We start from the raw sequence: 25,766 nt of genomic DNA, 5'->3' as shown, positions 1-25,766 counted from the left end.
TTATCTTAGGCAAGCCGCTTCGCCGGCTCGCCTGGCGCATGACTGATCAGCAGCGAGGCCAGCGCCGAGACGTCCAGCAGTGCACACATATGTTCGATCACCGTTCCCACCAGCCAGGGTCGCTTGCCCTGCTGCGAGCGCCACTTGATCTGTTCGGGGTTCAGCTTGATGGATCGGCTGACGCCGTGTACGGCCATACCCCAGTCATGCCCCTGGACGGAGATGACGAACCGCAGATCATTCTGCAGCTCTGGCACATAGCGCTCCGGCATCACCCAGCGAGCGGTATCCAGCACCTTCAGGTTGCCCCCCGGCGTCGGCAAAATGCCGAGAAACCAGTCAGGCTGACCAAACAAGGGCGTGATTTCACTCTCCAGCGAATGAATGGTGCCCAACGAAACCAACGGCACAGCCAGAGTCAGACCGCCAACATCGAACAACAAGGCCTCGAAGGGACGCTCTCGCCACTCGGACTGGGCAACCGCAACCGGTTCCTGTGGCGGAGCCTCCTGTTCGACTGTCTGCCATTCAACTGACAGGCCGGTGTCTAGTGCGCTCTGAACAGGCTCCTGCTGAACAGCCGGCAACACCTCTGCCTCAACCGGCGCTATCTCAGGCGCGATCACGCTCGCTTGCACCGCGGCTTTTACAGGCGCTTGCAGTACGGGTTCGAGCTCGGGCTGATCGGCCAGCGCCAGCTCGACAGCCGCCTCCTGCAGCAAGGCATCCAGATAACACTGGATGGTTTGCTGGGGGATATATTCCTGTAGGGGCGTACTTCTATTCATCGACATGCCTGAGTTATCGGCGGTAGCGGGGTTAACATTAGGCCACCTGCTCCCGGCGCGTCATTGACTGCGCCAGCAGATACCGCAGCAAGGCGCGATAAGCCAGCACGCCGCGCGAATTGGCATCGTGCCGCGACGGCACCAGGCCTGCCACGCTCGCATCACGCAGCTTGGTGTCGATCGGAATGAATGCCTGCCACAGATGATCCTGATAATCGCGGCGCAGCAAGCGCAGGGTGCTCAGCGAGGCCTGGGTACGGCGATCAAACAAGGTGGGCACGATGGTATAGGGCAGCCCCTGCTTTCGCGATCGGTTGACCATGTCCAGTGTACTGACCATGCGCTCCAGGCCCTTGAGCGCCAGAAACTCGGTCTGCACCGGGATCACCAGCTGTTCGCAGGCCGCCAGCGCATTGATCATCGAAACGCCAAGCAGTGGCGGGCTGTCGATCAGCACAAACTGATAGTCATTCCACAGCTGCGCCAACGCCCGTGACAGCACCAGCCCAAAGCCACCCTGGGCGGCAGATTGCCGCTCCAGGGTGGCCAGCGCCGTGCTCGACGGCAGCAGGCGGATGTTTTCATGCGTGGTATCCAGCAACAAGGCTTCGGCCAGCCCATCGGGGACCTGCCCCTTGTGCTGGAACAGATTGAATACGCTGCTGGTCAGGCGATCGGGATCGTGCCCGAAGTAGCTTGTCATCGAACCATGGGGATCGAGATCGACGACCAGCACCCGCTGCCCCTGATCCGCCAGCAGGCCAGCCAAGGCTACCGCTGTGGTGGTTTTGCCCACCCCGCCCTTCTGATTGGCTACAGCCCAGACTCTCATTCAACCTCCAGAGCCGGAGCCAATGGCGGCCCGACTACGACGACAAATTGACGCCGATTTCAACGTCAATGCAGAATCCTTCAATTACCGGATTAGTTAGCAGAACCCGTGCCAGAACCACTCGCCGACGCGGAATCAGCCAGGCTGCGGCTGCGCGCAGTGCGCATATCCTCCACGCCGTGCCGATCCCGCTGCGACGCAGCGCTGGGCTGTTCGGTATATCGAGACACCAACAACACCACCCGGCGATTGGCACGTCGCCCCGCTACTGTAGTGTTATCGGCCACTGGACGGAATTCTCCATAGCCCACCGCAGCCAATCGTTCAGGAGCTATTCCACCGTGGGCGAGCATGCGCACAACACTCGCGGCCCTGGCGGCGGACAACTCCCAGTTGGTCGGGTACAGCCGCGAACTGATCGGCACATTGTCGGTGAAGCCTTCCACGTGAATCGGGTTGTCATAGGGCGCCAGAATCTCGGCGATCTTCTCAGTCAGGAAGAACGCGTTATCCAGCGGCAGAGCATCGCCGCTGGGGAACAGGAGCCCCGAGCTCAGCTCGATTTCGATCCAGAGCTCATTACCCCGTACTTCTATTTCACCCGCGCTGATCAGATCACCAAAGGCCGCCTGCATTGCCTGAGCAATGTCCGCGAGGCTGTCATTCTCCGCGTCACTGCCACCATCGTGCTCACCCTGGCCATCAATCGGGCTCAGGCTCAACGGCGTGGTCTCGCCAATCTGGATGGGATTGATCACCTGCTGCGGCTGATTGAAGGCACCGCCAAGCGTATCGGACAGCACCTTGTACTTCCCGTCATTGACTGACGAAATCGAGTACATGACAACGAAGAACGCAAACAGCAAGGTAATGAAATCCGCGTAGGACACTAGCCAGCGTTCGTGGTTTTCGCTTTCGTGTTTGTTGCGCCGGCGCATATCAGTCCAGGAAGCCTTCGAGTTTCAACTCAATGGAGCGCGGATTTTCCCCTTCGGATATCGAGGTCAGCCCCTCCAGCAACATTTCCCGGTAACTGGATTCCTGCAACACGACGGATTTGAGCTTGTTGGCCACTGGTAGCAGAAACAGGTTGGCCAGCGCCACGCCATAGATAGTGGCGACAAAGGCCACCGCTATGCCACCGCCAAGCAACGCGGGATCCGCCAGATTGCCCATGACGTGAATCAACCCCATTACCGCACCAATGATGCCGATGGTCGGCGAGTAGCCGCCCATGCTCTCGAACACCTTCGCCGCCGCCATATCGCGGTTTTCCCGGGTGAGCAGGTCGACCTCAAGTATGCTGCGCAGCGCCTCCGGCTCACAGCCATCGGCCAACAGCTGCAACCCTTTGCGCGCGAAGGCATCCGGCTCCAGCTCGGCGATCGCTTCGAGTCCGAGCAGGCCGTCCTTGCGGGCGGTGGTGCTCCAGTTGATGACCTGGCCAATGCCTTCGCGATGACGGTTACGCGGCGGAACGAATATCCAGCTCAGAATACTGAGGGACCGTTTGAATACCGGCAGCGGCGTCTGAATGAAGGCGGCGGCCAGGGTGCCACCAATGACGATCATCGCCGCCGGCCCGTTCAACAGCGCCGCGACGTGACCGCCCTCGAGATGGTTGCCACCCAGAATGGCCACGAAGGCCAGAATAACCCCGATGATGCTGAGAATATCCATCAGCCAATCTCAGCAAGGTAACGCCCGATTTCGTCCAGGCTATAAATGCCGTCGGCCAGTTCGGCCTTGGCGATGGCCATGGGCATGCCATAAATGACACTACTGGCTTCGTCCTGTGCCCAGACTGAACTGCCAGCCTGCTTGAGCATCCGTGCGCCCTCGCGGCCATCGGCGCCCATGCCGGTCAGTACGATGGCCAATACCTTGTCCTGGAAGACCTTGGCGGCCGAACCGAAGGTAATATCCACGCAGGGTTTGTAATTGAGGCGCTCGTCACCGGGCAGGATGCGCACCAAGCCTCGACTGTCCACCATCATTTGCTTGCCACCCGGTGCCAGCAGCGCCAGACCGGGGCGCAGCGCGTCACCGTCCTGTGCTTCTCTGACACTGATGCGACACAACTTGTCGAGCCGCTCTGCAAAGGCTTTGGTGAATGCCGCCGGCATATGCTGCACCAGCAGCAACGGCGCAGGAAAGTTGGCCGGCAGCTGGGTGAGCACTCTTTGCAGTGCAACCGGGCCGCCGGTCGAGGTGCCTATGGTCACCAGCCGATAGCTCTTGCGACGCGGTGCGGGGCTGGCCGCGGGAGCCGCATTGCTGCGAGCTGGCGTTAGCGGCTGCCGCGCCTCGGAGTGCGGCGCAACCGGTTGGCGAGCCGGCGTCGCTGCGGGCGGCGAGCTGCTCAAGCCCAGCGAGCGGCGATTGGTCCGTGCCAGAACGTGTACCCGCTCGCATAGCAGCTGGCGCACCTTGTCCGGGTTACGGGAGATATCTTCGAAGTTCTTCGGCAGGTAATCCGCTGCGCCAGCGTCCAGGGCATCCAGACTGACCCGGGCACCTTCGTAGGTCAGTGAGGAAAACATCAGCACCGCTGTCGGACAACGCTGCATGATCTGCTTGACTGCACTGATGCCGTCCATGACCGGCATTTCGTAGTCCATGGTGATGACGTCGGGGTGCAGCGCAAGCGTCTGATCGATTGCTTCCTGGCCGTTCGAGGCCGTGCCGACTACCTGAATCTGCGGGTCGCCGCTCAGGATTTCAGTTACCCGGCGTCGGAAGAAACCCGAATCATCGACCACCAGTACTTTCACCGCCATATAACTCTCCCTGAGTACCTGCCCCGAGCGGTTAACCGCGTCGGGCGTAACGCTTGAGCAGGCTGGGTATATCGAGAATGAGCGCGATGCGGCCATCACCGGTTATCGTTGCGCCGGACATGCCGGCGGTTCCCTGCAACATGCGACCAAGTGGTTTGATGACCACTTCTTCCTGTCCTACCAGTTGATCCACCACGAAACCGACACGCTGGGTACCGACCGACACAATCACGACACTGGCGGCCGCGCGCCCGGTGGTGTCCTCTGCGCCGGGCATCAGCCAACGCTTGAGATAAAACAGCGGCAATGCCTTGTCGCGGACGATGATCACTTCCTGCCCATCGACTACGTTGGTGCGCGACAGGTCCAGACTGTAGATTTCGTTGACACTGACCAGCGGCAGGGCGAATGACTGGTTGGCCAGCATGACCATCAATGTTGGCATGATTGCCAGCGTCAAGGGCACCTTGATCGCGATCCGCGTGCCCTGCCCCTTGGTCGACTGAATGGTGATGCTGCCGTTGAGCTGGGAAATCTTGGTCTTGACCACATCCATGCCGACACCGCGGCCGGATACATCGGAGATCTCGGTCTTGGTCGAAAAGCCCGGTGCCAGGATCAGGTCGAAGCATTCACTTTCGCTCAACCGGTCTGCCGCCTCGCGCTCCATCATGCCCTTCTCGACGGCCTTGAGCCGCAGCACCTCCGGATCCATGCCCCGACCATCATCGGTGATGGTCAACAGAATGTGATCGCCTTCCTGTTCAGCGGCGAGCACCACCTTGCCAACACGTGGTTTGCCGGCCGCTTCGCGCTCGTCGGGCATCTCCACACCGTGGTCGACCGAGTTGCGCACCAGGTGCACCAGCGGATCGGCCAGCGCCTCGACCAGGTTCTTGTCGAGATCGGTGTCCTCGCCGATCAACTCAAGGGTGATCTCTTTCTTGAGGGTCCGGGACATATCGCGCACCACCCGCGGGAATCGACCAAACACCTTCTTGATCGGCTGCATCCGGGTTTTCATCACCGAGGACTGCAGATCGGCGGTGACGACATCCAGATTGCCGACGGCCTTGTTCAGCTCTTCGCCGCCCGTGCTCGCGCCCAGACGCACCAGACGATTACGCACCAGCACCAGCTCACCGACAAGATTCATGATTTCGTCAAGCCGCGCGGTATCCACGCGTACTGTCGTTTCTGGCGGATGCGAATCGGCAGCAGGCGGCGCCTTAACGGCGGCGGCCTCGACCGGTTTCGTCGGCGCGGGCGCAGCAGATGCTGGGCGCGACGCGGGCTCGGAGGTGGCCACCGCTGGTGTGCTGGTTTGAGCTGCAGCTTCGGAGGTCCCCGGCGATTTACCCGAGCCATGCAGCTGATCCAGCAGCGCTTCTAATTCGTCGTCGCTAATATGCTCGGACCGCACCGAGTCGACGGCTGATTCGTCCTCGGACTTGGCCAGCACGGCACCCACGACGCCCGGACCTTTGCCGGTGCCATGCAGCTGATCAAGCAGTGCCTCGAACTCGTCATCGGTGATGACATCATCCGTTGCATCCGCGGCCGGGATCGGTGCGCTCGAAGCGCCAGTTACCGCCGCAACCGGTGGTTTGCCTGCGCCGTGCAACTGGTCGAGCAGAGCTTCAAATTCGTCGTCGGTGATCTCATCATTTTCAGCCCTGGCCGATGCGGCCGGTGATGCCGCTGCCGGCGGAGCAGCATTGAGAGTGTTTGCAGCGGCCTCGCCGTGCAAGGCATCGAGCAGTTTTTCGAACTCGTCGTCGGTAATGTCGCCTTGGCCGGCGGCAGCCACTTCAGCCGCCACTGGCGCTGCGTCCGGCTTGGCGGACGCGCTGACTGCGATGTCCGGGGTTGCCGCCGCCGGCCTGGCAAGCACGGCCAGCGCTTCAAGCAGCGCGGGGTCGGCTGGAGTGGGTGCCTGGCCTTCGCGAACGTCGGCAAACATACCGTTGACCGAATCGAGGGTCTGCAAGACGACATCCATCAGCTCGGCTGTGACCGAACGCTCGCCCTTGCGCAGGATATCGAATACGTTTTCCGCGATATGGCAACAAGAGACCAACGCGTCCAGCTGCAGAAAGCCGGCACCGCCTTTCACTGTGTGAAAGCCGCGAAAGATCGCGTTGAGCAAATCAGCGTCGTCCGGACGGTTTTCCAGTTCAACCAGCTGCTCGGACAACTGATCCAGGATCTCGCCGGCTTCTACCAGAAAGTCCTGAAGGATTTCCTCATCCGCGTCAAAACTCATGCATCCACTCCTTTAGGGTCTGTTCCCGTTTCATCGCGAGCCGCGTTGCTGTGTCAAATGGCGCCCGGCAAGGCGCTNGCGTTGCTGTGTCAAATGGCGCCAGGCAAGGCGCTGGACGCAGGTAATGGTTGTTCCCTTGCCAAGTCCTGCAACGCCGCATGGCGTCATTTGCCACGCAACCCGTAGGGACGGGGTCCGTTTAGCGCAGCACTGCGTTACTCGTCGCTCATTTGGAACAACCAAACTTCTCTCCTCGCGCCTTGTTCTGCACCAAACGGGCCTCCGTCGCGGCCGCGATGAAGCGGGAACAGACCCTACGACCTTAAAAACCCAGACTGGACAGAAGATCATCAACTTCGTCTTGTCCAGACACTACATCTTCCCTTGTATCGGCATGCATCTGCGGACCTTCACCTTTCTCAGGGGCTTTTTTTGCTTGCCCCTCTTCGCCGTGCTCGATTCCAGCGATTCGATCAACCGTTCCCGCCATGCGGACCAGACTGACCAGACTTTCCTCGACGTCATGGACCAGCGTGGTAACGCGCTTGATTACCTGACCCGTCAGGTCCTGGTAATCCTGGGCGATCATGATGTCATTCAGCTGCGTCGACACGGTGCTGGCGGACTGTTCGGTGCGGGTCAGAAACGCGCCAATTCGCCGGGACAGGTCACGGAACTCCTCTGCAGCCATTTCCCGGCGCTGCAGGCGTGCCCATTCGGCACTCAACGCAGCGGCTTCCTGGCCGATATCAGCAACCATGGGCGCACTGCTCTCGACCAGATCCATGGTGCGATTGGCGGCCCTGTCGGTGAGCTGCACGACATAATCGAGGCGGTCCGAGGCATCGGAAATTCTTGATGCCTCACCGCGGTCGCCGAGGGCGTGGGAGGTATCAATCTGAAAGTTCACGATCGCGTTGTGCAACGCGCGGGTGAGCTGTCCGACTTCATGATAGAGCCCGCGATCACGGGCCTGGTTGATGGCGTGCACCACCAGCACTGCTTCGCTGAAATTACCACTTTCAAGGTAATCGACCAGCTGCAACGCGTGTTCCTTAAGGGAGTGTTCAAATTGCTGAGCAGTCGCCTGGCCGGGATCCTTGCTTAATGCCATGAGTGATACCCCGGTTAGTTATTTCGGTTGGACGCGTTCAAAAATCTTTTCGATCTTTTCCTTTAGAGCCACCGCCGTAAAGGGCTTGACCACGTAACCGCTTACCCCTGCCTGCGCGGCTTCAATTATCTGGTCGCGCTTGGCTTCGGCAGTCACCATCAGCACGGGCATCTGCTTGAGGCGTTCGTCGGCCCGCACAGCGCGAAGCAGTTCGATGCCGTTCATTCCCGGCATATTCCAGTCGGTGACCAGAAAATCGAAATTGCCGCTCTGCAGCATCGGCAAGGCAGTATTGCCGTCATCGGCTTCTGCAGTATTGGTGAACCCAAGGTCGCGCAGCAGGTTCTTGATGATGCGCCGCATCGTCGAAAAATCATCGACGATAAGAATTTTCATGTTCTTGTCCAAGTAGACCTCCGTACAAACCAGTAAAAAGTGCAGGTTCGCACTCTGCAGATTCATGTTTCTGAGCCAGAACAATCCAGCAGGAAAGGCCCGCGCAGGGCGGTGGCACCCTGTCGCATGCAATTCGTGAAGGCCCGCCCCGTATTATTCGTTTAGCCAGTCAACCAGGCGGGAGCGCAGTCGGGCGGCGCACTGGGTGTGTAACTGACTTACCCTGGATTCGCTCACACCTAATACAGCGCCGATCTCCTTGAGATTCAGCTCCTCGTCGTAATACAACGACAGGACCAGGCGTTCGCGCTCCGGGAGACCTTCTATGGCCTCAGCCAGTGCGCCACGGAAGCGGTCATCGACCAGTTCGCCCTGGGGTTCACCCTCGGAATGCACATCGGCCGCCGCGCCCGATTCAAGCAGGTCCTCGAAGCTGAACAGCTTGCTGCCGGCGGTGTCGCCCAGGATGGCGTAGTAACCCTCCAGGCTCATCTCTAATTCGGCCGCAACCTCATGATCTTTAGCGTCACGGCCGAGTCTGGCTTCGACTGACCGGATGGCATCACTGACCATGCGCGTATTGCGGTGTACTGAACGGGGCGCCCAGTCGCCTTTACGCACCTCATCCAGCATCGCGCCGCGAATGCGGATGCCGGCGTAGGTTTCAAAACTGGCGCCCTTGGAATGATCAAATTTGCGCGAGGCTTCGAGCAGACCGATCATGCCGGCCTGCATCAGGTCATCCACCTGCACGCTGGACGGCAGGCGACCCAGCATGTGATAGGCGATGCGCTTGACCAATGGCGCGAACTCCTCCACCAGCCGGTCCTGCTGACCGGACGCAAATTGGGTACGGTTGTACATATGGGCTCCACTGGCGGACGCGATCAAGAACCTGTCCCCGACTGCTGGACCAGACGTTCTACAAAGAACTCCAGGTGGCCGCGCGGATTGACCGGCAACGGCCAGGAATCAACCTTCTGCGCGATGCCGCGGATCGCTATGGAGGCCTTGCTCCGCGGAAAGGCTTCGAAAACCGCACGCTGTTTCTGGACGGCTTTACGCACGGATTCGTCAAAGGGCACCGCGCCAACATATTGCAACGCGACGTCCAGAAAACGGTCGGTCACCTTGGTCAGCTTGGCGAATACGGTGCGGCCTTCCTGCGGCGTGTTGACCATGTTAGCCAGCACCCGGAAGCGGGTCATACCGTGGTCGCGATTAAGCAGTTTGATCAACGCGTAGGCGTCGGTGATAGAGGTTGGTTCGTCGCATACCACGACAAGCGCTTCCTGAGCGGCGCGCACGAAACTGACGACCGAGTCGCCGATGCCTGCGGCGGTATCAACGATCAACACATCTATGTTGTCGCCGATATCGCTGAACGCCTGGATAAGCCCCGCGTGCTGCTGCTGATTCAGGTTGACCATACGTGCCGCGCCCGAAGCAGCGGGGACAATGCGGATGCCGCCGGGGCCGTCGATCAGTACGTCACGCAGATCACATTTACCGTCGAGCACATCCGCGAGCGTGGCCTTGGGCTTGATGCCCAACAGCACGTCCACGTTGGCCAGGCCGAGGTCGGCATCGAGCAACACGACTCTGCGCCCCAGCGCCGCCAGCGCCATGCTGAGGTTGACGGATATGTTGGTCTTGCCGATCCCGCCCTTGCCGCCGGTGACCGCGATAACCTGAACCGGATGATTGCTGCCCATCTGTGTGGATTACCTTGTAATAGGAATGCGTATTAGCAACTCTGTAAAAACCGTACCCCGCGATTCGAGCTCGCTGGCGGGGCACTCATCCAGTTCGTATTCCTGGCTCCGCCTGTCTGGACGGGCTCATCAGGTCATAACCGGCTCTTCAACCTGCGTGCAGTATACCCGCAAACACATTGGCCATCGCCTCGTCTGCCGGCGCTTCGCCAGCACTGCTTGCCATGCTTACCGCGCGGCTGACCAGCTTGTGACCGACCGCCTGGCAGATATCATCCGGAATGCGCTGGCCATCGGCCATATAGGCTACCGGCAAAGCGTGTTGCATAGCCAGACCCAGTGACTCGCCCAATGTGGCAGCCTCGTCAATCTTGGTCAGGATGCAGCCGGACAGGCCGCAGGACTTGTAATGATGGTACGCGGACTTCATCACCTGGTACTGACTTGTCGCAGCCAGGACCAGCAGTGTGCGAACCCGTTGCCCCTGTGCCGCCAGCTCATTGAGCTGACCGCGTAGCTGTGGATCCTGGCCCTGCATGCCGGCGGTATCAACCAACACCATGCGTTTTCCAGAAAATTCCTTGAGTACATCGGTCAGGCTGTTCTGCTCGTCGACCACCCGCACCGGCACATTGAGGATGCGTCCCAGCGTGCGCAGCTGCTCATGGGCGCCAATCCGGAAAGTATCCATGGTGACCAGCGCCACATGCTGACTGCCATGCTTGAGCACGTAACGCGCAGCCAGTTTACCGAGGCTGGTAGTCTTGCCGGCGCCGGTCGGTCCGACCAGAGCGATCACGCCATTCTGCTCCATCAGATCGTCGCGGATCACCGGAATACTGTGCGCCAGATGCGCCAGCAGCATGCGCCAGGCCTGACGGATATCTGTCACGTCCGCTACCTTGGCCATCAGTTGCTTGCTCAATTCTGCCGGCAGGCCCAGCTGGGTCAGCCGGCGCCACAAACTGGCCTGATGCGGCTGCTGCTGATTGATCTGTCCCCAGGCCATATTGCCCAGCTGGGTCTCGAGCATTTCGCGCAGTCCGGCAAGCTCGGCGCGCATCGCGCCAATACCGCTCTCCCCTGATTCAGCGTGCGACGCCGCGCTCACCCGCTCTTGCGATGGCGCTTCAGCGGCGTGTTCGTTCTGCAGCCGTGCCAGCAACTGCTGGGCAACGGGCGAGCCCTGCTCGACGGCCTGGCGCATGGCTTCGCCGAACAATTGGCGGTTAACCTGCGGGCCATCTGCCGGCTGTGCGCCGTCACCCAGCTGGGCGCGCGCCTTGACGATACGCTCCTGGGTTTTTTTCAGTTCCTGATCAAGACCCGGTGTCGGTGGGGTCAGCCGGGGCGCTTCGTAATCCAGCGCCGCAGTCAGCTCCACGCCGCCAGCGACCCGACGGTTGGCGATAATTGAAGCGTCCGCACCCATCTCATCGCGGACCAACTTCATCGCCTGACGCATATCAGCGGCAAAGAAACGTTTCACTTTCATGGCTGACCTCACCTGTCCTGGTGCTGAGTATTCATTGTTGGCCCACCGTCGCAACGATGGTGACCTGCTTGCTGTCCGGTATTTCCTGATAGGACAGTACATTGGCCGCGGGTGCCGCATAACGTACAAACTTGGCCATCATCCCGCGGATGGGGCCTGCTACCAGCACGATGGCTGGCTTGCCCTGCACCTCTTGCCGCTGTACCGCCTCTGCCAGGGACCGTTGCAACTTCTCGGCCATGCCCGGTTCCAGCATGACGCCATCTTCTGCGCCTTGTCCGGCCTTCTGAACACTCTGTAGCAATATCTGTTCCAACCTGGGTTCCAATGTGATCACAGGCAGCTCTGAGTCAAGGCCCACGATGCTTTGCACGATGGAGCGGGACAATGCGACCCGTACCGCCCCAATCAAGGCGCCAGTATCTTGACTCCGGCCCGACTGGTTGGCGATGGCCTCGGCTATGGTGCGTATGTCCCGCACGGGCACCTGCTCTTCCAACAGGCCCTGCAGCACCTTGAGCAAGCCTGACAGCGAAATCATCCCAGGCACCAGCTCCTCAGCCAGCTTGGGTGAGGCTTTGGCCAGCACCTGCAACAGTTGCTGAACCTCCTCGTGGCCGATCATTTCGTGGGCATGCTTATGCAGGATCTGGTTAAGGTGCGTAGCGACCACCGTGCTGGCGTCAACCACCGTATACCCCAGCGACTGCGCCTGATCGCGCTGCATGATCTCAATCCAGACCGCCTCCAGACCGAAGGCCGGATCCTTGCCAGCGATCCCTTTGATCTCGCCGAACACCTGGCCGGGGTTGATAGCCAACTCCTTGTCCGGATACACCTCGGCTTCGGCCACACCGACGCCCATCAGCGTCACCCGGTAGGCGTTGGGCGCCAGATCCAGGTTGTCGCGGATATGCACCGACGGCATAAGGAACCCAAGATCCTGTGACAGTTTCTTGCGCACGCCCTTGATCCGCGCCAGCAGCTGGCCGCCCTGATTGCGATCGACCAGCGGAATGAGCCGATAGCCGACCTCAAGACCGACCATGTCCACCGGCATCACGTCTTCCCAGCCGAGTTCACGGGTTTCCGGGCGCTGAACCGCCGGCACCTGAGCATCCTTGCGTTCTGTTTCAGCCGCCTCCTCAACCTTGTCCTTCTGTTTCTTCGCGATCCAGTACGCGCCGGCGGCGGCCAGGGCACCCAGCCCGAGGAACGACACATGCGGCATACCGGGGATTGAACCCATCAGCACCAGAATGGCCGCAGCAATTCCCAGCGCCTTGGGCGAGGCGAACATTTGACGCTGCACTTGAGCGCCCATGTCTTCCGACGTCGACACCCGGGTAACCATGATCGCGGCCGCGGTCGACAACAGCAGCGATGGAATCTGCGCCACCAGACCGTCACCAATGGTCAGCAACACATAGATGCGGCCGGCATCGCCAAACGACAGCCCGTGTTGAGCCATGCCGATCGCCAGACCGCCGATGACGTTGATGAACAGAATCATCAGGCCAGCTACCGCGTCACCGCGTACGAACTTGCTGGCACCGTCCATCGAGCCGTAGAAATCCGCTTCCTGGGCCACCTCACTGCGTCGCAGCTTGGCCTGCTCCTGATCAATGATTCCGGCATTCATATCGGCATCGATTGCCATCTGCTTGCCCGGCATCGCATCCAGAGTAAAGCGGGCACTGACTTCGGAGATACGCCCGGCGCCCTTGGTCACCACCACGAAGTTGATGATCATCAGGATCGCGAACACCACCAGACCGACAACATAGTTGCCGCCGATGACCACTTCGCCGAAGGCCTGAATCACCTTCCCCGCCGCGTCGCCGCCCTCATGCCCATAAAGCAGCACCACCCGCGTGGACGCCACATTCAATGCGAGTCGCAACAGGGTGGAGACCAGGAGAATGGTCGGAAAAACGGCAAAATCCAGCGGCCGCAGCGCATAGGCACAGACCAGCAGCACTACCAGCGACAGCGCGATGTTGAAGGTAAAGAATACGTCCAGCAGAAATGGCGGCACTGGCAGCATCATCATGCCGAGCATGACCAGCAACAGAATCGGCACGCCGAGACTGCCATGGCGCAGGCCGGCCAGGCCAGTTCGCATGTTGCTCATCATTTGGGAACGATCCACTGCCATGCGCTAGCACCTGATCAAATATTTGACGCGAAAAAGGGTATACCAAGCGCTTACGCAAGAAGCGTTCCAGTCAGGCGGCCTTTCGACATTGCGGAATATGAACCAACCGACTAAATGGGCGTCCTAGCAGTGATAATGTTTGCACTCAATGCTAGGGTCTGTGGCCTCTACGTCCCGGCTGCGTGCTCCGTGCAACGCACGCTTACGACGAAACGAAAACGGACCCGATAGATCACATTCTCGGCAAGGTAGCGACCAAAACGGCATACGCCGACTGGATAGAGAAAGTAGATGCGCTTAATACCAAGAACAGTATTTGCCTGCATAACACTAAGCGTTGCAGGCTGTGCAACGACGCCTGGACAGCAGACACCGCTGTCCAAGCCGGCGGAGGTTATTGCCGAACAGAAACAGAATCTGACGGACTTTATTGATGGGATGAACGCCTCTGAGGAGGCTCGTACCCGGGAAGTAGACAGGCTACTCGCCCAACCAAGGATCGATCCGCTGACCGATTACCTGGCAGAACGTCCGATAGATCTGCGTTATATACCGCACCGCCAGCGCGTCGCCCGTGAAAGGGATGCGCGTTGTGATGCGGTTGGCGAGCGCTATGCTGACATGGCACCCTCAGCCGAGAACCTGGCCCAGCTGAAGGCGGATTACAGCCACTCCTGCTACGCCCAGGTCAACACGTTTGAACGGCGCGTCGACAAGGCTCTCGCCAAAAACAGCCCGGCTGAGTCCTATAGCCCCTTCCCACCGTTCATGGTTGGACTGGTGTCGGCTATCTCCAAGATGAGCGATCCCCAATCGGCGCCCGAACAGGAGCAAGCCAAAGCTGCGTCTGCCCCTGGCGCTGCGGCCAAACCACCGGTGCAAGAGGCGAGCATCCAGGCACCCAAGACCGCCCAACGAGGCGCTGGAGAGACCGACAGCTCCGTGGCAGAACCCGCGCCAATTATCGACACGCAACCTGCCCCAACCCCGGCTGAACCGGCAACACCCGCCGCGCGCCCGCAACCGGCCACACCGGAAACCGAGCCCCAGCCCGAACCGCGCAAGACCCCACCCGAGCCAACCGTCTCGCAGCCGCAAATTGCAGCGGTCACCACGCAGCCCGAGCCTGAGTCCAAGCCCGAGTCCGAACCTGAGCAGGCTACTCGACCGCGCGCGCCAGCATCGACACTCGACAAGGACAGCCGCAAGCACGCCAACAACTGCTACTTGTTATTTGCCATTCGCAACTACCAGGAAGCCCATGGCGCGTGCCTGTCGGCTGCACGGGCGGGTGATGCCAAGTCCCAGCATCATATTGCCTCGCTGGCGCGCATCAGCAATGAAGCCGATGCAGCGATCCACTGGTCAACACTCTCCGCCGAACAAGGCTATGGCCCTGGCCAGTTGCTACTTGCCGATCTCTACACTAAAGGCGAAGGCGCGGCGCGCGACGAGGCGCGCGCGCTGGAGCTGGTCGAGCAGGCGGCCCAGCAAGGCTTCGCTGAGGCGCGCTTCCGTGCTGGCCAGGCCTATCTGCAAGGCAAGGGCACTGAACCTGATATGGCCAAGGCGCTTCAGCACCTAGAGCAGGCCGCCGCGCAGGATCATCTGGCGGCCCAGCTGGCGCTAGCCGAACAGTACAGTGCCGGGGAGCAACCCAATACCAACAAATCACGGGAGTGGCTCAAGCGCGCCGCGGCCCAGCAATCGGCCGAGGCCCAGTACAATCTGGGTATGAGCTACGCCCAGGGCTCGCCAGATGACCAGGAGGCGCTCGAAGCCTATATCTGGCTCAGCAAAGCCATGCTCAATGGCGAAACCCGCGCCCGCTCGCACCTTGAGCGAATCGCCAATACCCTGACGCCTGAACAACTCCAGCTCGGGCAACAACGAGTCCAATCGGACATGCGAGGCAGACGTTCGTGAGAGTCGAAGGAATGACTCCGGTCAAGCGGTCGATCATGATAGTGCTTTCACTACTGGTCGGCCTTTTCATCATCGGCATGTGGCTCATGTCCAGTCTCAACCTGGATTTCGCTCAGAAAACCATGTCGGAACTGCGCCAGCACCAGATCGCCGACACCTTCCATGCCAATCTGGATCGCATCAATGCCCATCATCGGCTGATGGAACAGAACACCCGCGAACTGGCGCGCGTGGGCCAACTTTTCGAGAGGCAACAGTCGCTCACTGGCCGGCATAACAGGCAGGAGCTGGAGGACGCGCTGGCGCAGACGCTCAGCGATGTCGAAGGTGTCAGCGGCGGCGGCATCTGGTTTCAGCCTGACGCCTATCAGCCGGGCCCCTTTGCCGTGTATGGATTCAAGGTCGGCAACCAGCTGGAAATCGTGAGTGACGACACTGATTTCGCAGAGCGCGATTGGTATGCACAGATTCAGCCGCCCGACGATCGATTGTGGGCCATGGGTACGCGCTTCTACTGGAGCCCTGCCTACTACCATTCGAGTACCGAGAAGGTGGTGGTCAGTCTCAGCACACCCATCCGCGACGAACAGCAGCAGGTGATTGGTCTGGCCTCCACCGATTGGCGAGCCGATGAGATCATTCGTATGGTCAGTCGCGTCGAGGTAACCCCAGGCACCTTCTCATTTCTGATCGATTCGGATAATCGCAACCTGTCCAGCCTGTCGCGAGCCGATGATGTCAGGCGTGCGCAGCAATTGATGGACGCGATTTCCCGCAGCGAACTGCACAAGCAGACCATTCGCATCCAGCCGCCGGACATCCTTGCCAGCCCGCTGATCGCCTCGCCCATGCAGCGCATGTCGCTAACAGTGAACGACGAGCAATACGCATTGTTCTTCTCCGAAACCGTAGCGGGCATGGTGTTCGGTATCGGCGTGCCCAAGACAGAAATCGATGCAGCCCTGACGCCGATGCGCGACCGCAATATGCGCATCGCAGCGATCATCGGCATCATATTCTTGGTTTTGGCCGGCCTGGTGCTCTATATCATCGCCGGCACACTGCGTCAGTTGAGCAACCTCTATACCGACTCGCTGACCAGAATGCCGAACCGCGAGAAGCTGCTGGAGGATCTGCGCAAGACCGATTCGGCCGCCCTGCTGCTGCTCAATCTTGACGCCTTCAAACAGGTCAATGATTTCTACGGTCACGAATGCGGCGACCACGTCATTATCAAGCTGTCCGAAGCCTTGCAGCGCTTCATGGCCAGTCGGGCGGCGTGGCGCAATTGCAGCCTGTACAGCATGCCGGGCGACGAAATGGCAATAGTGATTCCAGGGCACCACGCCCCGGCGTCCCTGCCCCCACGCCTGGAAGAGGTGGCCAAGTTCATTACCCTGATGGACATCACCTGGCAAGGTCACGATATTCCGCTGAATGCCACCATCGGCGCCGCCAGTACGGTGCAGCCTGACAATTCGCGCCTGAACGGCGAGCAGTTGCTGCCATCGGCGAGCATGGCACTCAAGCTGGCGCGCCTGAACCGGCTCAGCTACTTCGTGTATGACCCGGCTAATCGGGTGCGCGAAGGCTACGAACAGAATCTGATCTGGGCCAATCGCCTGAAAAATGCGCTGGACGAGGGCCGCATCGTTCCGTTCTTCCAGCCTATCCTCGACGTGCGCACCGGGCGCATCGAAAAATTCGAATGCCTGGCACGCATGATCGACATTAACGGCGACCCACTCAGCCCCGAACAGTTTCTGCCAATCGCCAAGAAGATTCGTCTGTACCGCTTCATTACACGGGCGATGGTTGAGCAGTGCTTCCAGCGCTTTGCCAACAGCCGGTACGACTTCTCGGTAAACCTGTGTTGCGAAGATCTGCTCGATACCGAGCTCACCACCTTCATCCTCCAGCAACTCGACGGCAATGAACTGGCCAACCGGGTCATTTTCGAAATCCTGGAATCCCAGGGCATTGAGAACTACAGCCAGGTACGCGAATTTATCGACAAGGTAAAAGCCATGGGCGCGCGTATCGCCATCGACGACTTCGGCACCGGCTACTCCAACTTCGAGCACCTGCTGCGGCTTAATATTGATCTGATCAAGATCGATGGCAGTCTGGTCAGTCGTCTGGGCGACAGCGAAGACGCCCTTACCCTCACCCGCGGCATCGTTCAGTCAGCCAAGGAGATGGGCGTTCACACCGTGGCGGAATATGTGCATAACCCGGAGATTCTGGAACAGGTGCGGGCACTGGGCATCGATTTCGCTCAGGGCGCCTATATCGGGATGCCCGCTGGAGCGTTGATCACTGAAGTGGAGTTGGTCTAGGGTCTGTCGCCGTTTCATCGCGGCCGCGACGGAGGCCCGTTTGGTGCAGAACAAGGCGCGAGGAGTGTAATTTGGTTGTTCCAATGAGCGACGAGTAACGCAGTACTGCGCTAAACGGGCCCCGTCCCTACGGGTTGCGTGGCAAATGACGCCATGCGGCGTTGCGGGACTTGGCAAGGGAACAACCATTACCCGCGTCCCGCGCCTTGCGGACCGCCGCCCGGCCTGGTGCCATTTGACACAGCAGCGCGGCTCGCGATGAAACGGCAACAGACCCTAGCAGGCTGGAACCTTCAGCGGCATAAGGATCCAAGCATTGATAGCAGCGCCCGGCAATCCTATGCTGAGCGCCACTGAAATGCAGGAGTAGTTTATGCCGTCCCCCGTCGTACCCTTGTCGATTCTGGATTTGTGTCCTGTCACTGAGGGATCCGGCCCCAGGCAAGCGTTACATAACAGCCTTGCGCTGGCCCGCCATGCGGAACAGCAAGGCTATAAACGCTTCTGGGTGGCAGAACATCACAACATGACGGGTATCGCCAGTGCCGCCACCTCGGTGGTCATGGGTTACCTGGCCGCCGGCACCGAACGCATACGCATCGGCTCCGGTGGCATCATGCTGCCCAATCACGCACCGCTGCAGATTGCCGAACAGTTCGGCACGCTTGAATCACTCTACCCCGGCAGGATCGATCTCGGCCTGGGACGCGCGCCGGGCAGCGACCAGGTAGCCGCCCAGGCGCTGCGACGCGGCCGTGGTGACGGCAGCGACTTTCCCGAGATGCTGGACCAACTGCGTCATCTGTTCGCAGAACCCGAGCCGGGCCAACGCCTGCGTGCAGTGCCCGGTGCCGGGCTCAAGGTTCCGCTCTGGCTGCTGGGTTCCAGCACCTTCAGCGCGCAGCTGGCCGCACAGCTGGGATTGCCCTTCGCCTTCGCGGGACAATTCTCTCCCGACTATATGTATGCGGCCTTCAACACCTACCGTGAGCACTTCGAGCCATCAGAAACGCTGGATAAGCCGCACCTGATGCTGGGCATCAACGCCTATGTTGCATCCAGCAGAGAGCAGGCGCAGATGCTTTCGACCTCCCATCAGCAGGCGTTTCTGAATCTGATTCGCGGGCATCCCGGCCCATTGCCGCCACCAGTCGACGACATGGAAGCGCTATGGCAGCCGCATGAGAAACACAGCGTACTGGCGACCCTGGCCGGCACATTGGTGGGCGATGAAGCAACCGTAGGCCAACAGCTTGAGGAACTGCTGGAGCGCACCCAGGCCGATGAACTCATCGTTGCCAGTTCAATCTATGACCAGCAGCTGAGACGCGACAGCTATCAGCGCCTGATGAAAGTCGCGTCGACTCTGTAGACAGCGGCTCAGCTGGCCCAGGGCGCCGCACTTTCCAGGCGGCGCCCTTTTTCGTCCACCGTCATAACCTTTCCAGCCAGGGCAAACAGGGCAGCTGCAAAGCGACAGATTGCGGCCAGCAAAAATAACTTCCGAAGGTGTTTGCCCACACTGGCACAACTGCTTAGAATGCGCAGCACGCGGGTGTAGCTCAATGGTAGAGCAGAAGCTTCCCAAGCTTACGACGAGGGTTCGATTCCCTTCACCCGCTCCAATTGCTTGTTTACCCCTCCCCCTTTCTTCCCTTTAACACCTCGCAAGCCCCTGATCTAAAAGGCTTTCTGGCCTCTGACTGCCCTTGCCTGCCTCCTCTACTGTTGCTGGCCGTGTATAGCCTCGTGTATAGCAACCCCAAAAAAACGGTTTCACCATACAAAGCTCCTGAAACGATCCGCGCTATAACGCGGGAACTGAGCAAGGCCTGGCGGTATCGAAAAATCAGCGGGGATGCATGGGCGCCATGGACTGGGGCATGCTTTTCTGCGGCTCACTTCGGCTCATTTCGATACCGCAGCGCCTGTTTCTCGTGATCAAGGTATCGAACGGATCCTGCCAGCAACCTGACTGATGGAGATCTGCATGATTCCCTCTGCTCATACCTCACGCGCCCAGCACGGCCGTTTCGCCAGCATGACCTTCGCACTCTCCCTGTTGATTTTTGCCAGTAGCCTGACCGCGGCACCTCGGCTGGATGTGCCTTATGTCCCCACGCCGCCTGACGTCGTTCACCGCATGCTGGAGATGGCCGATGTGCAACCCGATGATCATCTGATCGATCTGGGCTCAGGGGATGGCCGTATCGTCATCGCAGCTGTCCGTGATTTTGGTGTGCAAGACGCCCGTGGTATCGATCTGGACCCCGAGAGAGTGGCCAAAGCGCGCGCCAACGCCGAGCGAGAGGGCGTTACCGATCGCACCACCTTTGAGCAAGGCAACCTGTTCGAGAAGGATCTGTCAGACGCGACGGTGCTGAGTATGTATCTGCTCAGCACCGTGAATGCCCGGTTACGGCCGGTTATTCTCGAGACCATGGCGCCGGGTACGCGGATCGTTTCCCATTCGTTTGACATGGGCCCCTGGGAGCCCGATGAGTTCGACACGGTCAATGGAGCCAGGATTTACCTGTGGATTGTGCCGGCGCAGGTAGGTGGCCGCTGGCAGCTGACGATGGCTGACGGTGAGCAGGCAACGCTGATGCTGCAACAGAACTACCAGCAACTGCATGCCAGTGCAGATCGGGATGGGAGTGACATAGCCGTTACCGATGCGTCGCTCAAGGGTGATGAGATTCGCTTTGCCATAGGTCTCGATCAGTACGTGGGCAAGGTGGAGGACGACCGTATCGTGGCAGCAGATGGCTCCGACGCAGAGGGTTGGCATGCCGAGCGCCTCTGAGGACAGCTCCGACGCAGCGTTGGGCGCACCCCGCAGCAGCCTTTCCGTTCTGGATGGCGTGGCGGTTCTGGTCGGCGTGGTCATCGGCATCGGTATTTTTGGTTTTCCACCGCTGGTGGCGCAGCATGCAGCCAGCCCTGCGCTCTACATGGGCATGTGGGTGTGTGGTGGCCTGATCATGCTGGTGGGCGCGCTCTGTTATGCCGAACTGGGGTCGGCCTACCCGGATGCCGGGGGCGAATACCATTATCTGCAGCGCGCCTGGGGTTCGGGGGTCGGGCTGATGTTCGCCTGGGCGCGCGGCACCGTGATACAGACCGGTTCCATCGCTGCGGTGGCGTTCATATTCGGCGAATATGCCCAGCAGCTCCTACCGCTTGGCGATTGGGGGCCCGCGCTACATGCAGCCGTCGCGGTGGTAGCGCTCACCGCACTGAATATGCACGGCACTGGTGATTCCAAGCGTCTACAGATCCTTTTCACCAGTCTGACTGTGGCGGTGCTGGCAGGCGTGATCGGTGCCGGACTGCTAATGGTCGAGCCAGCGCTTAGCGATACGAGGTTGGCTGAACCCGCTGTCGAGACCGCGGCATCGGGACCCCTGGATGGGAATCCGGCCGGCGCTCTGGGTATGGGCATGGTATTCGTGCTGCTGACCTACGGTGGCTGGAACGAAGCGGCTTATCTCTCGGGCGAACTGCGCGACCCGCAGCGCAATGTGCGCCGCGTGTTGTTGATCGGGGTGGTGGTGGTGAGCCTGGTCTATGTGTTGGCGAACCTGGCCTATCTGAACATTTTCGGGTTGGAAGGACTGCGTGGCGTCGAGGCGGTAGGCGCAGAACTGATGCGTATCATTGCCGGTCCCCTGGCGGCTGCCATGCTCAGCGTAATGGTCTGCCTGGCGGCCTTGAGTACCATCAACGCCAGTATCATGACCGGCGCGCGCGTCTACTATGCCCTGGGGCGGGACGTACCTGGCCTGTCGGTACTCGGGGCCTGGAACGACAAGGGTTCCACGCCCGTCCGGGCGCTGTTGCTGCAAGGCTTGATCACCCTGGGGCTGATCGTCTTTGGTGCCCTGAGCAAGGATGGCATCAGCACCATGGTGGCCTACACCGCGCCGGTGTTCTGGCTGTTTATGCTGATGACGGCGCTGTCCGTGATTGTCCTGCGCCGACGTGATCTTGATCGGGCTCGCCCATTCAAGGTGCCGCTCTATCCCTTGCTGCCATTGCTGTTTGCGGCAACCTGCCTGGGGCTGCTGTGGTCCAGCACGCTGTATGCCGGTCCCGGTGCTCTGGTGGGGTTGCTGGTGTTGCTGGCGGGGCTGCCGCTATTGATGCTGCGCCGACGCTCATAGCTCGCCGGGAGCGGCCGGGCGCGAGTCTGGACCAGGAGCGTTGCTTGATCTTCACCGCCCGCCGGACTGCGGTTGCTTTTATTCTGCAATGGCTTATGGTTGCGTCCTGCGTCATCGGCACCACGGAGTTCCTATGCAAAACAGCCACCACCGCATGTTCAAAGCACCTTCCACCTTCCTGGCCTGAGCCGGGGCGGTTCAGCCGTACCCGGCGGTAATCCTCGTGTTTGAATGCGGCATATTCAGCCGCGGCATTGTTGCGTCCAGGAGTTCACATGACGTTGCATAATTACACCGTCGAAGCGCCCCAGGCGTCATTTCAGCAAGACCTTCGCTGGTCGACGATCGGCCCACGCGAGTTAGCCATGGTCATTGGCAAGCTCGATCAGCTCGATCATGACGGGCCGCGAGGTCTGGCACGCAAGGCGCGAATCGGCAGCAAATTGAAGTTGCTGGATATGGAGAACGAAGGCTTTCTGGAAGTAGAGCTGACCGGGCATGGCGAAAGTGATGCGCGGGAGAACCGCATATCGATATTTTCTCCAGTCGGCTCGGTTCTGCTGTGCGCCGAAGCAGGCGAAGTGCTGAATATCCCCAGTTATAGCGCGGGATATCGGTTACTGGTTGTGGAAGTGAAGCAGCCCACTGAATGAACCCACCCTATGCCTTGTCCGGTCATGAGTATATGACCGGACAAGGCATCAGCCGAGGTTGGTTTTCAATCACGGCTTTCAGACAGGCAAGTCTTCCAGCGGACCGAAGAACTCGTAGCGCTGGTTTTCTTCAGGCACGCCCAGCTCGCTCAACAGCTTGCGACAGTTCTGCATGAAGGGCTTGGGCCCGAGAAAATAGACGTCGACGTCCGGCCCGCTCGGCAGCATCTCACGAAGCATGTCGCGGTCGAAGAAGCCAGTGCCATGCGCCTCGTCCTCCGGCAACGGATCGCTGTAAACATAGCGGATGCTGAGGTTATCGTGCTGCTCCGCCAGTGCGTTCACATGCTCTCGGAAAGCGTGGGAGCGGCTATTCATCGCGCCATGCAGGAAGTGCACGTCCCGACCGCTTTCCAGCGCAGGCTGCAGCATGCTGATTGCCGGCGTGATGCCTACCCCGCCCGTCAGCAACACCAAAGGCCGTTGTTGTTGATTGAGCACAAAGTCGCCGCTCGGCGCAGTCAGCATTACCTCGTCGCCGACTTGCACTTGCTCATGCAAGTAGTTCGATACATGGCCTTCGGACTCGCGCTTGACGCTGATGCGGTAATGGCCCACGCCTGGACGGTCTGACAGGGAATAGTTCCGACGTCTGATGCGCCCGTCGATGGTCACCACCACGCAGGTGAACTGACCCGGGATAAAGTCCATCAGCGCGCCACCATCGGCAGGCACCAGATAGAACGAGGTAATAACGTCGCTCTCCTGTTCCTTGCGCTCGATCCTGAAACTGCGCTCGCCACGCCATCCACCAGCTATCTGTTCGTTCTGTTGGTAGCGCTGCTCTTCGGCACCGATGAAAATATCTGCCAGTTGGCCATAGGCTTCACCCCATGCGCCCAGCACCTCATCGGTAGCGGCGTCGCCCAGTACTTCCTTGATGGCCGCCAGCAGGCATTCGCCGACAATCGGGTAATGCTCGGGCTGGATATTCAGCGATACGTGCTTTTGTACGATCAACGATACCGCGTCGCCCAGGGCTTCCAGCCGATCAAGGTTGGCTGCATAGGCGATCACGGCATTGGCCAGTGCCTGGGCCTGAGTGCCCTGACGCTGGTGCGCTTCATTGAAGTAATCCTTCACCCACGGATAACGCTCGAACATCAGCGGGTAGAAAACCGAGGTGATGGTCGTCGCGTGCTCCTGCACCGCGGGCAAGGTTGCAGCGATAGTATCTTTGCTTTGTTGTGACAGCATGGTTTCTCTCTTGGCTCGAATATAGGTGGGGCCTGGACGCTACTGCGCGAGGAGATGTAACACTGATATCTCGCTCACAAATGGCGCAGAGCCGCTCCAGGCTCCTTTATGGATAAAGGAATGAAGCACTTACCATGCCAAAGATCGGGGCCGCGGCTCCGCACGCCTGCCGAGCCGTGCTGTCCAAACAACAACACATAATTCATGTTAAAACGACAACGGGGCGCGTTCTTATGACAACAGTCGCTTCTGGCCCTCTGCTCCGACTTATTGCCGAGCTTGCCCAGGATCAACCTCCGGCACAGCGATTCCGGCGCTTGCTTGAAGCCGTTCGGCAGACCCTGCCCTGCAATGCCGCAGCACTGTTGCAGTTGCGCGGCACCGAGCTCATCCCGCTGGCGGTCGACGGCCTGAGCACCGACACGCTTGGCCGGCATTTTGCTGTGGATTCTCATCCGCGGCTGGCAAGGATCTTACTCAGCCATGAACCTGTGAGGTTTCCTTCAGACTCGCCGCTCCCCGACCCCTATGACGGTCTGTTAAGCGAGGTGACGGGCGATCTTCACGTGCATGATTGCCTGGGCGTGTCGCTGTGCCTGAACCATTCACCCTGGGGCGTGCTGACGCTGGATGCGCGAAACCCCAACGCCTTTGATCAGGTCGAGCCCGAAAGCCTACGCTTCATCGCACGGCTGGCCGAAGCCGTAATTCATGTCGCCGAGCTCACCAGCCAGCTGGAGCGCCGCGCCGAACACCATCAACTGATGACCCAGGCACTGGTTTCCGAGCACGGCCCGCAGGAGCTGATTGGCCGCAGCAAAGCGATGCAGCAGCTGGAGCAGGAAATCGAGATGGTCGCCCAGTCAGATCTCGCCGTGCTGATTACCGGCGAAACTGGCGTCGGCAAGGAGCTGGTCGCCCGGCGCCTGCATGCACGCTCCACGCGTGCGCAAGCACCTCTGATTTACGTGAACTGCGCTGCACTGCCGGAGAATCTGGTCGAGAGCGAACTCTTCGGGCACACCAAGGGCGCGTTTTCCGGTGCAGTGCAGAGTCGGGTGGGCAAGTTCGAGCTCGCGCAGGGCGGAACGCTGTTCCTCGATGAGATCGGCGAGTTGCCGCTTACGGTACAACCAAAACTGTTGCGCGCCCTGCAGAGCGGAGAGATCCAGCGAGTCGGCAGCGACAGTCATCTGCAGGCGGATGTGCGGATCATCGCTGCCACCAATCGGGATCTACATAAAGAAGTCGCTGAGGGGCGCTTTCGCGCCGATCTCTATCATCGGCTCAGCGTCTATCCGATCGAGGTACCGAGTTTACGCAGCCGACAGAAAGATGCACTGCTGCTTGCCGGGCATTTTCTCGAACAGAACAGGCGACGGATTGGCCTGCGGGGCCTCAGGCTCGATCCATCAGCCCGGGATGCGTTACTCGCTTACCACTGGCCAGGCAACGTACGCGAACTTGAGCATCTGATAAGCCGGGCCGTACTCAAGGTTCAGGCGGGGCAGGATGGCAGCCGACGGGTGCTGAGTATCACAGCGGATGTGCTGGACCTGGGAGCCTCGCGCGCGCCTGCAGACGCTCAATCGTTGCCTGCAATGCCTGGTGCAACTGCAGTCGCAGAGCCGGGCATAACGCTACGCCAGGCCACCGACCAGTTTCAGACCGAGCTGATCCGAGACGCACTGGAACGTTACGATAATAATCAGGCTAAAGCGGCACGGGAATTGGGTATGGACCGAGGGAATTTTTCGCGGTTGAGAAAGAGGCTGGGGATATGAGGGGTACCAAGCGGACACTGATGCTGCTGTTTATTCTGCTTCGCGATACCACTGCGAGCTGCGTACCGCACGACCCCGTGGGAGATTCTATGGTTCA

Annotated in this window: 20 protein-coding genes and 1 tRNA gene; 8 read left to right on the top strand and 13 right to left on the bottom strand. The window is 60.0% G+C overall.

Annotated features, from left to right (window positions below; genetic code table 11):
• Positions 1 to 5: 5 nt before the first annotated feature.
• The 12 genes from FHK95_RS17415 to flhA all read right to left on the bottom strand — a co-directional run bounded on the left by FHK95_RS17415 (position 6) and on the right by flhA (position 13,538).
• Entirely contained in the window at positions 6 to 794 is a 789-nt protein-coding gene (locus tag FHK95_RS17415; RefSeq protein WP_150305915.1) for a CheW domain-containing protein, read from the bottom strand.
• A 31-nt stretch (positions 795 to 825) separates the two neighbouring features.
• Positions 826 to 1,620, bottom strand: a complete 795-nt coding sequence (locus tag FHK95_RS17410; protein ID WP_150305914.1) for a ParA family protein — start codon at positions 1,618 to 1,620, stop codon at positions 826 to 828.
• 92 nt (positions 1,621 to 1,712) lie between these two features.
• Positions 1,713 to 2,558 carry a flagellar motor protein MotD gene (gene motD / locus FHK95_RS17405; RefSeq protein WP_150305913.1) on the bottom strand — a complete coding sequence of 282 codons (846 nt, stop codon included), beginning with the start codon at positions 2,556 to 2,558 and terminating at the stop codon, positions 1,713 to 1,715.
• Between the two features lies 1 nt (position 2,559).
• Positions 2,560 to 3,300, bottom strand: a complete 741-nt coding sequence (locus FHK95_RS17400; RefSeq protein WP_150305912.1) for a flagellar motor protein — start codon at positions 3,298 to 3,300, stop codon at positions 2,560 to 2,562.
• Positions 3,300 to 4,400 (bottom strand): protein-glutamate methylesterase/protein-glutamine glutaminase, encoded by a 1,101-nt coding sequence (locus FHK95_RS17395; RefSeq protein ID WP_150305911.1) that lies wholly within the window; start codon positions 4,398 to 4,400, stop codon positions 3,300 to 3,302. The genes FHK95_RS17400 and FHK95_RS17395 overlap by 1 nt, the downstream gene beginning before the upstream one ends.
• Positions 4,401 to 4,431: 31 nt before the next feature.
• Positions 4,432 to 6,666, bottom strand: a complete 2,235-nt coding sequence (locus FHK95_RS17390; RefSeq protein WP_150305910.1) for a chemotaxis protein CheA — start codon at positions 6,664 to 6,666, stop codon at positions 4,432 to 4,434.
• A 322-nt stretch (positions 6,667 to 6,988) separates the two neighbouring features.
• Positions 6,989 to 7,780: a protein phosphatase CheZ gene (locus FHK95_RS17385; protein WP_150305909.1), complete on the bottom strand. Its 792-nt coding sequence runs from the start codon at positions 7,778 to 7,780 to the stop codon at positions 6,989 to 6,991.
• Between the two features lie 18 nt (positions 7,781 to 7,798).
• The gene (locus FHK95_RS17380) at positions 7,799 to 8,176 is read right to left on the bottom strand and encodes a chemotaxis response regulator CheY (RefSeq protein WP_178114836.1); all 378 of its coding nucleotides are present in this window, start codon (positions 8,174 to 8,176) and stop codon (positions 7,799 to 7,801) included.
• 153 nt (positions 8,177 to 8,329) lie between these two features.
• Complete coding sequence (locus tag FHK95_RS17375) at positions 8,330 to 9,040, bottom strand: RNA polymerase sigma factor FliA (RefSeq protein ID WP_150305907.1); 711 nt, start codon at positions 9,038 to 9,040, stop codon at positions 8,330 to 8,332.
• Positions 9,041 to 9,063: 23 nt separating this feature from the next.
• Positions 9,064 to 9,891 carry a flagellar synthesis regulator FleN gene (gene fleN, locus FHK95_RS17370; RefSeq protein WP_150305906.1) on the bottom strand — a complete coding sequence of 276 codons (828 nt, stop codon included), beginning with the start codon at positions 9,889 to 9,891 and terminating at the stop codon, positions 9,064 to 9,066.
• 148 nt (positions 9,892 to 10,039) lie between these two features.
• Positions 10,040 to 11,386: a flagellar biosynthesis protein FlhF gene (gene flhF / locus FHK95_RS17365; protein ID WP_150305905.1), complete on the bottom strand. Its 1,347-nt coding sequence runs from the start codon at positions 11,384 to 11,386 to the stop codon at positions 10,040 to 10,042.
• A 31-nt stretch (positions 11,387 to 11,417) separates the two neighbouring features.
• Entirely contained in the window at positions 11,418 to 13,538 is a 2,121-nt protein-coding gene (gene flhA / locus FHK95_RS17360; protein WP_150305948.1) for a flagellar biosynthesis protein FlhA, read from the bottom strand.
• 444 nt (positions 13,539 to 13,982) lie between these two features.
• Between flhA and FHK95_RS17355 the strand changes: the two genes are divergently transcribed.
• The 7 genes from FHK95_RS17355 (at position 13,983) to FHK95_RS17325 (ending at position 22,628) form a co-directional block, all read left to right on the top strand.
• Positions 13,983 to 15,470 carry a tetratricopeptide repeat protein gene (locus tag FHK95_RS17355; protein ID WP_178114835.1) on the top strand — a complete coding sequence of 496 codons (1,488 nt, stop codon included), beginning with the start codon at positions 13,983 to 13,985 and terminating at the stop codon, positions 15,468 to 15,470.
• 35 nt (positions 15,471 to 15,505) lie between these two features.
• Entirely contained in the window at positions 15,506 to 17,809 is a 2,304-nt protein-coding gene (locus FHK95_RS17350; protein ID WP_178114834.1) for an EAL domain-containing protein, read from the top strand.
• Positions 17,810 to 18,182: 373 nt separating this feature from the next.
• The gene (locus tag FHK95_RS17345) at positions 18,183 to 19,181 is read left to right on the top strand and encodes an LLM class flavin-dependent oxidoreductase (protein WP_150305902.1); all 999 of its coding nucleotides are present in this window, start codon (positions 18,183 to 18,185) and stop codon (positions 19,179 to 19,181) included.
• A 179-nt stretch (positions 19,182 to 19,360) separates the two neighbouring features.
• Positions 19,361 to 19,434, top strand: a tRNA-Gly gene (locus FHK95_RS17340).
• A gap of 365 nt (positions 19,435 to 19,799) precedes the next feature.
• Positions 19,800 to 20,615, top strand: a complete 816-nt coding sequence (locus tag FHK95_RS17335; RefSeq protein ID WP_235906820.1) for an SAM-dependent methyltransferase — start codon at positions 19,800 to 19,802, stop codon at positions 20,613 to 20,615.
• Complete coding sequence (locus FHK95_RS17330; protein WP_150305901.1) at positions 20,599 to 21,975, top strand: APC family permease; 1,377 nt, start codon at positions 20,599 to 20,601, stop codon at positions 21,973 to 21,975. Before FHK95_RS17335 ends, FHK95_RS17330 begins: the two co-directional genes overlap by 17 nt.
• A 275-nt stretch (positions 21,976 to 22,250) precedes the next feature.
• The gene (locus FHK95_RS17325) at positions 22,251 to 22,628 is read left to right on the top strand and encodes a GreA/GreB family elongation factor (protein ID WP_150305900.1); all 378 of its coding nucleotides are present in this window, start codon (positions 22,251 to 22,253) and stop codon (positions 22,626 to 22,628) included.
• 78 nt (positions 22,629 to 22,706) lie between these two features.
• On the opposite strand, the gene hmpA is transcribed toward FHK95_RS17325, so the two are convergent.
• Positions 22,707 to 23,885, bottom strand: a complete 1,179-nt coding sequence (gene hmpA / locus FHK95_RS17320) for an NO-inducible flavohemoprotein (protein ID WP_150305899.1) — start codon at positions 23,883 to 23,885, stop codon at positions 22,707 to 22,709.
• Positions 23,886 to 24,118: 233 nt separating this feature from the next.
• Between hmpA and norR the strand changes: the two genes are divergently transcribed.
• Positions 24,119 to 25,669 carry a nitric oxide reductase transcriptional regulator NorR gene (gene norR, locus FHK95_RS17315; RefSeq protein WP_150305898.1) on the top strand — a complete coding sequence of 517 codons (1,551 nt, stop codon included), beginning with the start codon at positions 24,119 to 24,121 and terminating at the stop codon, positions 25,667 to 25,669.
• The last annotated feature ends 97 nt before the right edge of the window (positions 25,670 to 25,766 follow it).

It is taken from the genome of Pseudomonas saliphila (genome assembly GCF_008638345.1).
GTDB classification, from domain to species: Bacteria; Pseudomonadota; Gammaproteobacteria; order Pseudomonadales; family Pseudomonadaceae; genus Halopseudomonas; species Halopseudomonas saliphila.
This window is presented reverse-complemented; position numbering and strand designations above follow the sequence as displayed.

Coding starts and splice junctions, on each gene's coding strand:
- FHK95_RS17380 (WP_178114836.1), bottom strand. CDS start 8,176: ATGAAAATTCTTATCGTCGATGATTTTTCGACGATGCGGCGCATCATC.
- FHK95_RS17385 (WP_150305909.1), bottom strand. CDS start 7,780: ATGGCATTAAGCAAGGATCCCGGCCAGGCGACTGCTCAGCAATTTGAA.
- motD (WP_150305913.1), bottom strand. CDS start 2,558: ATGCGCCGGCGCAACAAACACGAAAGCGAAAACCACGAACGCTGGCTA.
- FHK95_RS17355 (WP_178114835.1), top strand. CDS start 13,983: ATGAACGCCTCTGAGGAGGCTCGTACCCGGGAAGTAGACAGGCTACTC.
- FHK95_RS17330 (WP_150305901.1), top strand. CDS start 20,599: ATGCCGAGCGCCTCTGAGGACAGCTCCGACGCAGCGTTGGGCGCACCC.
- fleN (WP_150305906.1), bottom strand. CDS start 9,891: ATGGGCAGCAATCATCCGGTTCAGGTTATCGCGGTCACCGGCGGCAAG.
- FHK95_RS17400 (WP_150305912.1), bottom strand. CDS start 3,300: ATGGATATTCTCAGCATCATCGGGGTTATTCTGGCCTTCGTGGCCATT.
- FHK95_RS17395 (WP_150305911.1), bottom strand. CDS start 4,400: ATGGCGGTGAAAGTACTGGTGGTCGATGATTCGGGTTTCTTCCGACGC.
- FHK95_RS17345 (WP_150305902.1), top strand. CDS start 18,183: ATGCCGTCCCCCGTCGTACCCTTGTCGATTCTGGATTTGTGTCCTGTC.
- FHK95_RS17415 (WP_150305915.1), bottom strand. CDS start 794: ATGTCGATGAATAGAAGTACGCCCCTACAGGAATATATCCCCCAGCAA.
- hmpA (WP_150305899.1), bottom strand. CDS start 23,885: ATGCTGTCACAACAAAGCAAAGATACTATCGCTGCAACCTTGCCCGCG.
- FHK95_RS17390 (WP_150305910.1), bottom strand. CDS start 6,666: ATGAGTTTTGACGCGGATGAGGAAATCCTTCAGGACTTTCTGGTAGAA.
- FHK95_RS17325 (WP_150305900.1), top strand. CDS start 22,251: ATGACGTTGCATAATTACACCGTCGAAGCGCCCCAGGCGTCATTTCAG.
- FHK95_RS17350 (WP_178114834.1), top strand. CDS start 15,506: ATGATAGTGCTTTCACTACTGGTCGGCCTTTTCATCATCGGCATGTGG.
- norR (WP_150305898.1), top strand. CDS start 24,119: ATGACAACAGTCGCTTCTGGCCCTCTGCTCCGACTTATTGCCGAGCTT.
- FHK95_RS17410 (WP_150305914.1), bottom strand. CDS start 1,620: ATGAGAGTCTGGGCTGTAGCCAATCAGAAGGGCGGGGTGGGCAAAACC.
- flhF (WP_150305905.1), bottom strand. CDS start 11,386: ATGAAAGTGAAACGTTTCTTTGCCGCTGATATGCGTCAGGCGATGAAG.
- FHK95_RS17375 (WP_150305907.1), bottom strand. CDS start 9,040: ATGTACAACCGTACCCAATTTGCGTCCGGTCAGCAGGACCGGCTGGTG.
- FHK95_RS17335 (WP_235906820.1), top strand. CDS start 19,800: ATGATTCCCTCTGCTCATACCTCACGCGCCCAGCACGGCCGTTTCGCC.